At 39.6% G+C, this 6,397-nt stretch carries 7 protein-coding genes; 3 read left to right on the forward strand and 4 right to left on the reverse strand.

The window, feature by feature from the left end; genetic code table 11:
* Window positions 1-61 precede the first annotated feature (61 nt).
* The 3 genes from sbcD to Q8907_11050 are packed head-to-tail and all read right to left on the reverse strand — an operon-like array spanning window position 62 to window position 3,739.
* Window positions 62-1,288, reverse strand: coding sequence for an exonuclease subunit SbcD (gene sbcD / locus Q8907_11040; GenBank protein MDP4274803.1), 1,227 nt, complete (start codon window positions 1,286-1,288; stop codon window positions 62-64).
* Window position 1,289: 1 nt separating this feature from the next.
* Window positions 1,290-2,303, reverse strand: coding sequence for a DUF3078 domain-containing protein (locus Q8907_11045; protein ID MDP4274804.1), 1,014 nt, complete (start codon window positions 2,301-2,303; stop codon window positions 1,290-1,292).
* 35 nt (window positions 2,304-2,338) lie between these two features.
* Complete coding sequence (locus tag Q8907_11050) at window positions 2,339-3,739, reverse strand: MBL fold metallo-hydrolase (GenBank protein ID MDP4274805.1); 1,401 nt, start codon at window positions 3,737-3,739, stop codon at window positions 2,339-2,341.
* A gap of 589 nt (window positions 3,740-4,328) precedes the next feature.
* Here Q8907_11050 and Q8907_11055 point away from each other — a divergent pair.
* The 3 genes from Q8907_11055 (at window position 4,329) to Q8907_11065 (ending at window position 5,783) form a co-directional block, all read left to right on the forward strand.
* Complete coding sequence (locus tag Q8907_11055) at window positions 4,329-4,826, forward strand: GNAT family N-acetyltransferase (protein ID MDP4274806.1); 498 nt, start codon at window positions 4,329-4,331, stop codon at window positions 4,824-4,826.
* Window positions 4,827-5,045: 219 nt separating this feature from the next.
* A complete protein-coding gene (locus Q8907_11060) occupies window positions 5,046-5,267 on the forward strand; it encodes a hypothetical protein (protein ID MDP4274807.1) in 222 nt (73 codons plus the stop codon).
* Between the two features lie 87 nt (window positions 5,268-5,354).
* A complete protein-coding gene (locus Q8907_11065; GenBank protein MDP4274808.1) occupies window positions 5,355-5,783 on the forward strand; it encodes a DUF6483 family protein in 429 nt (142 codons plus the stop codon).
* A 268-nt stretch (window positions 5,784-6,051) separates the two neighbouring features.
* Here the strand turns inward: Q8907_11065 and Q8907_11070 are convergent.
* The coding region (locus Q8907_11070; GenBank protein MDP4274809.1) for a hypothetical protein at window positions 6,052-6,397 on the reverse strand (346 nt) is incomplete at its 5' end.

The raw sequence follows: 6,397 nt of genomic DNA on the forward strand, positions 1-6,397 counted from the left end.
AAATCAATGGTCTGTTCTTTTTGATAGGAGTAAACCCCTTTGAGGGTAAGGCTGACCGGTATCATTCTTCAACCTCCTGTGCTATTATTTCTTTAAAAATCTCCATGATCTCTTCAGCAGGCTGTTGTCCGGCATTCTTGGATGCAAAATAATCGGAAAATAACAGGTCAATATTACGTGTTAAATCGATGTCTTCTTTTTTATCTTCGGCCGGTTGATCCTGATTGTTGATTCCCGGAATAATAAACAGCCCGGGATGAGCGGCATAGAGCCTTTTTTTCTCGTCCGGGGTAAGGTAATGGTCCGTTTCCATGGTCAATTCCACGATGGAATGGTCGCATTGGCTAAGCCATTCACAAGCCTGATCGACCTTGTCGAATTTCCTACGCAACAATTTTTTTGCTTTTTGCAGTTCCACCTCCCGGACTTGGGCTTCCTTTCCGGGTTGAATGTCTGCAATCATCACATATTTGTCCTGGTTTGCTTCTCCAAAGCTGTAGGCCAAAGGGCTTCCGCAATAAACAACAGGGCAGGGGGCAGTATCAATGAACTGTTTGCGGTGTAAATGCCCCAAAGCTGCATATTGTAATTGCCCGGGCAGATTGCGCGAATAAATGGCCTGTGCACCGCCAAGATGAAGTACAGGTTTTTCATCTTCCGGTTCTTCGGGTTGTTCCGTACCTTCCTTCATCAAAAACAGATGGGCTGCCAGGATGTTTATCCCTTTTTCATCCAGATATTTATCTGCCAGCCTTTGCCAGTTTTCCTGCAGGACTTGTCTGAGTTCTTCTTCTGAATTTTCCTGCCCCAGGTAAGTTTTTAACCGGTATTCATTGGCATAAGGAGTAAGAAGAATTCTCAGCGGATCATCGCAGTGCGGTAATTTTAATTCAAGGAATCCTTCTTCGCTATTGATCACAGATAAGCCGGTTTTAAGGTCAAATGGCTGAATTTTGGAATTGGGATAGCCGGCAAAGATTATTCCGCATTCTTTGGCAAGGGGGTCAGGTGCTTCAATGCGGTCGGGCGAATCGTGATTGCCGGCAATGGCAACTACTGGCCTACGGCCATTATCTGCCAGACACTTTAAGGTTTTGTAAAACAGATCGATTGCTTCCACTGAAGGATTAAACGTGTCAAATAAATCCCCCGTGACCAGTACTGCATCCACTTCCTCTTTTTCGGCAATATCAATTATTTCGTTAAGTACATCCTGCTGTTCTTCAATCCTGGAAATGGTTTCGAGATGTTTCCCGAGATGCCAGTCGGAAGTATGAAGCAGCTTCATATTACATCATGAATTTATAGGCAAAACCAATGCCGAAAATTTCCTTGAATTGAATTTGAGGCCCTGCCATATAGTTTTTACCCTCGTCGTTTTTTTTCTGGGTTTTGGTGTCATCATCATAAACTAAGCTGGTACGGACATTTGCAGAGATATATTTATTAATCTGGGTAGATAAGGTTACATCCCAGTTCACATCTATATTTTCGGGATTATGCATATAATTGGTAAAAAGGCCCAGTTTGGAATCCATGTTAATATTTTTCATCACTTCACCGTTCCAGTTGAGTTTGACATAACCGCCAAATTCGTATTTCATTTCCTGGCCATGGTCAATAAGGCTTTTACTGTCGTCATAGGTGGCTTTTTTTACCCCAAAGTATCCTAAATCAGCTAATCTTTGGTCGAGTACGAAAGTAACCTTGCCGGTAACAGGTGCCAGAAGCAATTCCATATTTTTCACTTTCTGGGGTTTGAAATCCATACCCAAAGAGGTAATCAGATAAGCCGGAGCAAATAAACGGGATACAACCACCGAATCATTGGGATAGTTATATCCGTTAAACATCTGACTGTTAAGGTTCATTGAACCACTATAATACCAGTTTTTAGAAGCTTTTATTCCGAAGTTGGAAACAAAGTTGAGCTTATCGTCATTCTTAATTAATTTCCCACTTCCCTGATTGGCCATACCATAAGAGAGCGCCAATGTGTTTTCCCACATTGAAGTGTCTGTTTTATGGTTTGCAAAGAGGCTTAGATAGGAATTGCCTGATACGGAATTTTCACCTCCTGCTGACCAATTTGAAAAAGAAGTTTGCGCACCACTCAGGTTTAGGTTTCCGCCCAATTTCCATTCTTTACTTTTTTTCTGGTTGGGTTGGGGTACGGTGATTATACTTTTGTTCCACTTCCTATGATTCATTTCATCCTTCATTAATCTATCCGGACTTATTTGTGCAAAACAATAGGAAGGAATTACTGTCAAAAGGCTAAAGACATAAATTGTTTTGTTCATTTTAAAACGAATTCAGATTATTGATTGGATTAATGTTAAATTTCTACTTCTTGTCCCAATTCCGGAATTTCTATATTCGAAAATCCGTTTTCTTCCAGGGTTTGTTTATATTTCAGTTGGACCTGGTATTCTCCATGGACGACAAACAACTTTTTGATTTTTTTCTTGTCCTGGCAACTTAAAAAATCAATCATTTCCTTATAGTCTCCATGTCCGCTGTAGGATTCAATTACCCTTACCTCTGCTTTTACTTCATGGATAATGCCAAAGATAGAAACTTTTTTATCTCCCCTGATAATTCTGGCGCCCAGCGTGGTAGGTGCACAATAACCCACTGCAAGAATGGTATTCTTTTTATTATCAATACTGTTGGCCAGGTGATGTTTTACCCTTCCGGCTTCCATCATTCCTGAAGCAGAGATGATCACACAGGGTTGCTTGGCATTGTTCAGCTTTTTTGAATCTTCCGAACTGGTTATATAAAAGAGATTGTTAAAGCCAAACGGGTCGGGGTCTGTTTCCATTACTTCCAGGATGCTTTCGTTGTAACATTCGCGATGAAGTCTCATAATATTAGTGGCATTCACTGAAAGCGGACTATCTACATAAACATTGATGGCCGGCAACTTATGGGCATTGTAAAAGTTGTTGAGCGAATAAACAATTTCCTGAGTACGGCCTACGCTAAAGGATGGGATGATGAGCTTTCCTTTTTTCTTGACACAGGTGTCAATGACCGTTTGAAGCAGCATATCTTCTGCCTTTTCATGATGTTCGTGGATTCGGTCTCCGTATGTGGATTCGGTAATCACAATATCAGCTTGAGGAAAAGATTGGGGTGACTTAAGTATCCTGTTTGTTGGACGACCTATATCACCGGTGAAAGCTATGCAGGTGGTTTTTCCATTTTCGCTGATTTCCAAATTGACCACACCGCTACCCAACAAATGGCCGGTATTGGTAAAGGTGACTTTTATCCCTTCGTCAACGAAGAAGGGCCTGTTGTATGGAATACTGATGAATGACTGCATGCAGTCATCGGCATCTGCCTTTGTATAGATAGGTTCTAAAGGGGGTAAACCTTTCAGGGCCCTTTTTTTATTATTGGTATGGGTATCACTTTCCTGTATTCTGCCGCAATCGGCCAGCATGATGGAACATAAGTCACGCGTGGCATGAGTGCTGATAATGGTTCCATTAAACCCTAGTTTATGGATGTATGGAATTAATCCCGAATGGTCGATGTGGGCATGAGATAGAATCAGGTAATCAATGACGGACGGATCGAACCCCAATTTGCGGTTCATACTATCTGTCTCTTCTCCTTTGCCTTGATACATGCCACAATCAAGTAATATTTTTTTCCCGTTGTCAGTTGTTATCAAATGTTTGCTCCCAGTAACTTCCCTGGCAGCCCCTAGGAACTGAATTTTCATAGCTTGAAATTTTAATCACAAAGATATTATTTTGCTGCGTTTCTGTACAATTTATTTTCATTTTCAACCTAACGAAATTTAATGTAATTTATTTCATAATTAAAATTTTTTAAATATTATTAATCTAACCCTTCGAGCCATTTTAATTTCTTCGTGTCATTGCATCTCTGTGTTATCGTATTTATATTTTTTTAGTTAATTATTTCACATAGATTCACAGAGTTTTTTTCTCAGTGCAACTCAGTGTCTTCTCAGTGTGTCTCTGTGTTATTGTATTTATATATCTTCGCAAAAAACAAACCACGTCAAACAACTTCAACCCATTTATCCTCCGTGCTCTCCGTGACCTAGTGGTTATGCATTTTTACGTCTCTGCGTCTTCGGGTGGAATATATTTCTCGCAAAGCAGCCAAACTGCAAAGGTTAAGACAAAGAATAATACAATTCTCTTTGGTTCTTGTCATAACTTATAGTTTATCATTGTGATAATATTTTTGGGCCGAACAATTGTGCTCCTTTTTGTACAAAACAATATCTTTGCAGCTCATGTATATCTTTAAAAAAGCAACTTACAATCAAATATATTCAAATGAATCCGGATAATCTGAAGATAGTTCAATGTGATTTTTCAAACCCCATTCATCAAAAGCATGTCGTAAGGCTCATCGATTCTTACATGCATGATGAGATGGGAGGGGGCGGGGCATTGCCAGAGGACAGGAAACAGCCCCTGGTGGAAGGCCTGGCTGCACATCCCGCCTGTTTCCTTTTATTTGCAGTATTGGATGAAGAATTTGTGGGACTGACCACCTGCTTTGTCAATTTTTCCACTTTTAAGGCCAAACCCTATATCAACATCCATGATGTATTTGTATCGGGCGGGCAAAGGGGAAAAGGTATTGGCCGCAAATTGCTGGAAGCCGTAATTGCCATTGCCCGTGAAAGGGATTATTGTAAAGTTACCCTGGAAGTCCGGGATGACAATGACCATGCTCAAAAGTTATATCAAAGCCTGGGTTTCAGGGATTGTAAACCGGTCATGCATTTCTGGACCTTGACGGATGATAATTTTGTCCCCAGAGATTAATGGCTTTTCCTGTTTATGGTGTAGTCAAACATTTACACCACTGCACAAAGAAATGGTGAACCTTGTGGATTCCTTGTGTCCATTGTGGTTAAATATTTCTGCACTTATAAGTTTCCGTCAGCATTAGCTAACAGTCCTGATAGGGTTTTAATGAATATTTACGGAAATAAAACATCCAATCAAATTGTCTATATTTGTATAAATTATAAAATCCGGTTTATGAAAAAATTCATATTTGTTTTTCTTTCATTGGCTTTCCTGGGCCTTGCCTCAATTCCGGCATCCGTAAAGGCCTCTTCGTCGAAAGTTTCGGGGATTACCAGCGCGGTTGTTCCTGCTGATACCTGTAAAATGAAGTGTAAAAATGCCAGGTGTTGCAAAACCAAAGGTTCTGCCTGTAAAAAAGCTAAAACCAATGGTTGTTGTAAGGCAAAGAAGTGATTTTGAGAAATTTAATTTTCTGCTGAAGGCTGTGTTTGTCCAATATGGCCTTCTTTTTTAGGGTGGATAACTTCTGATTAAAAAAGAATGATTAAAAAAGATTACATACTCAGAATCATTGAAGAAATTGCAAAATTCATTGCTATACTTCTGGGATTGAAAAAGGCTGAAAAATATGAAGAAGCTCTTGAGATGGTGGGAATGGCCATTGACGAATATTTCCACCTCGATCCTGAATATATCCGTTCGCTTAGCAGTAATGATGTTGCACAAAAGCTGATGGATGAGAAAAACCTGAACATTAAATTATTTGAACCCCTTGCTGACCTGCTGCATATAGAAGCCGATATTTTTATGGCTATGAATCAAAAGGAAAATGCAAAAAACGGTTACCAGAAAGCTTTTCACCTGTTGAAATTTTCTGAACAAACAGACAGGACATTTTCTGCCGAACGCTTGGCCAAGATCAGCGAACTGGAACAAAAACTGAAAGCCGTCAGCAAGAGCGAAGCCTGAATTAGCCTGTTCTTTATTCATCAAGTGATAACCATCTTGTTCATTTTTGTTGGCTTCAGCCAACGGATTTGGAGAAGCCTCAGGTTAGCCAAATCTTTATCATAATTTAAAGACGGAATTTGGGCTAAAGCCCAATGAATATCTTATATCATCAGCATCCGTCAGCTGAAGCTGACGGCAATGAAAGCTTAAATCAAGGACCATGAAAAACCGGAGCTGACAGCAATAAAGGCCAACATATGATCTTTTAAAAATTATTTTGAAACATTTATAATCCAGATCCCAATTGGAATAAACTACAATAAAAAAAGCATTTTTCATTGCCGTTGGCTTCAGCCAACGGATTGATAGGATAGAGCTCCCTTCCGGCTTTAGCCAAAACATTTGTAAAAATCATTCTAAAATTGCTTAAAATTTCAATAATTGGGCTAAAGCCCAAGAAATACTTTATATCATCAGCATCCGTCAGCTGAAGCTGACGGCAATGAAAGCCCAAATCAAGGACCATGAAAAAACGGAGCTGACAGCAATAAAGGCCAAAATATGATCTTTTAAAAATTATTTTGAAACATTTATAATCCAGATTCCAATTGGAAACAACTACAATAAAAAAA

The sequence above is a fragment of the Bacteroidota bacterium genome (assembly GCA_030706565.1).
GTDB lineage: Bacteria > Bacteroidota > Bacteroidia > Bacteroidales > JAUZOH01 > JAUZOH01.

Excerpts from the sequence above, each read along its gene's own strand:
- Q8907_11060 (MDP4274807.1), top strand. The coding sequence starts at position 5,046 with ATGAAAAAATTCATATTTGTTTTTCTTTCATTGGCTTTCCTGGGCCTT.
- sbcD (MDP4274803.1), bottom strand. The coding sequence starts at position 1,288 with ATGAAGCTGCTTCATACTTCCGACTGGCATCTCGGGAAACATCTCGAA.
- Q8907_11065 (MDP4274808.1), top strand. The coding sequence starts at position 5,355 with ATGATTAAAAAAGATTACATACTCAGAATCATTGAAGAAATTGCAAAA.
- Q8907_11050 (MDP4274805.1), bottom strand. The coding sequence starts at position 3,739 with ATGAAAATTCAGTTCCTAGGGGCTGCCAGGGAAGTTACTGGGAGCAAA.
- Q8907_11045 (MDP4274804.1), bottom strand. The coding sequence starts at position 2,303 with ATGAACAAAACAATTTATGTCTTTAGCCTTTTGACAGTAATTCCTTCC.
- Q8907_11055 (MDP4274806.1), top strand. The coding sequence starts at position 4,329 with ATGAATCCGGATAATCTGAAGATAGTTCAATGTGATTTTTCAAACCCC.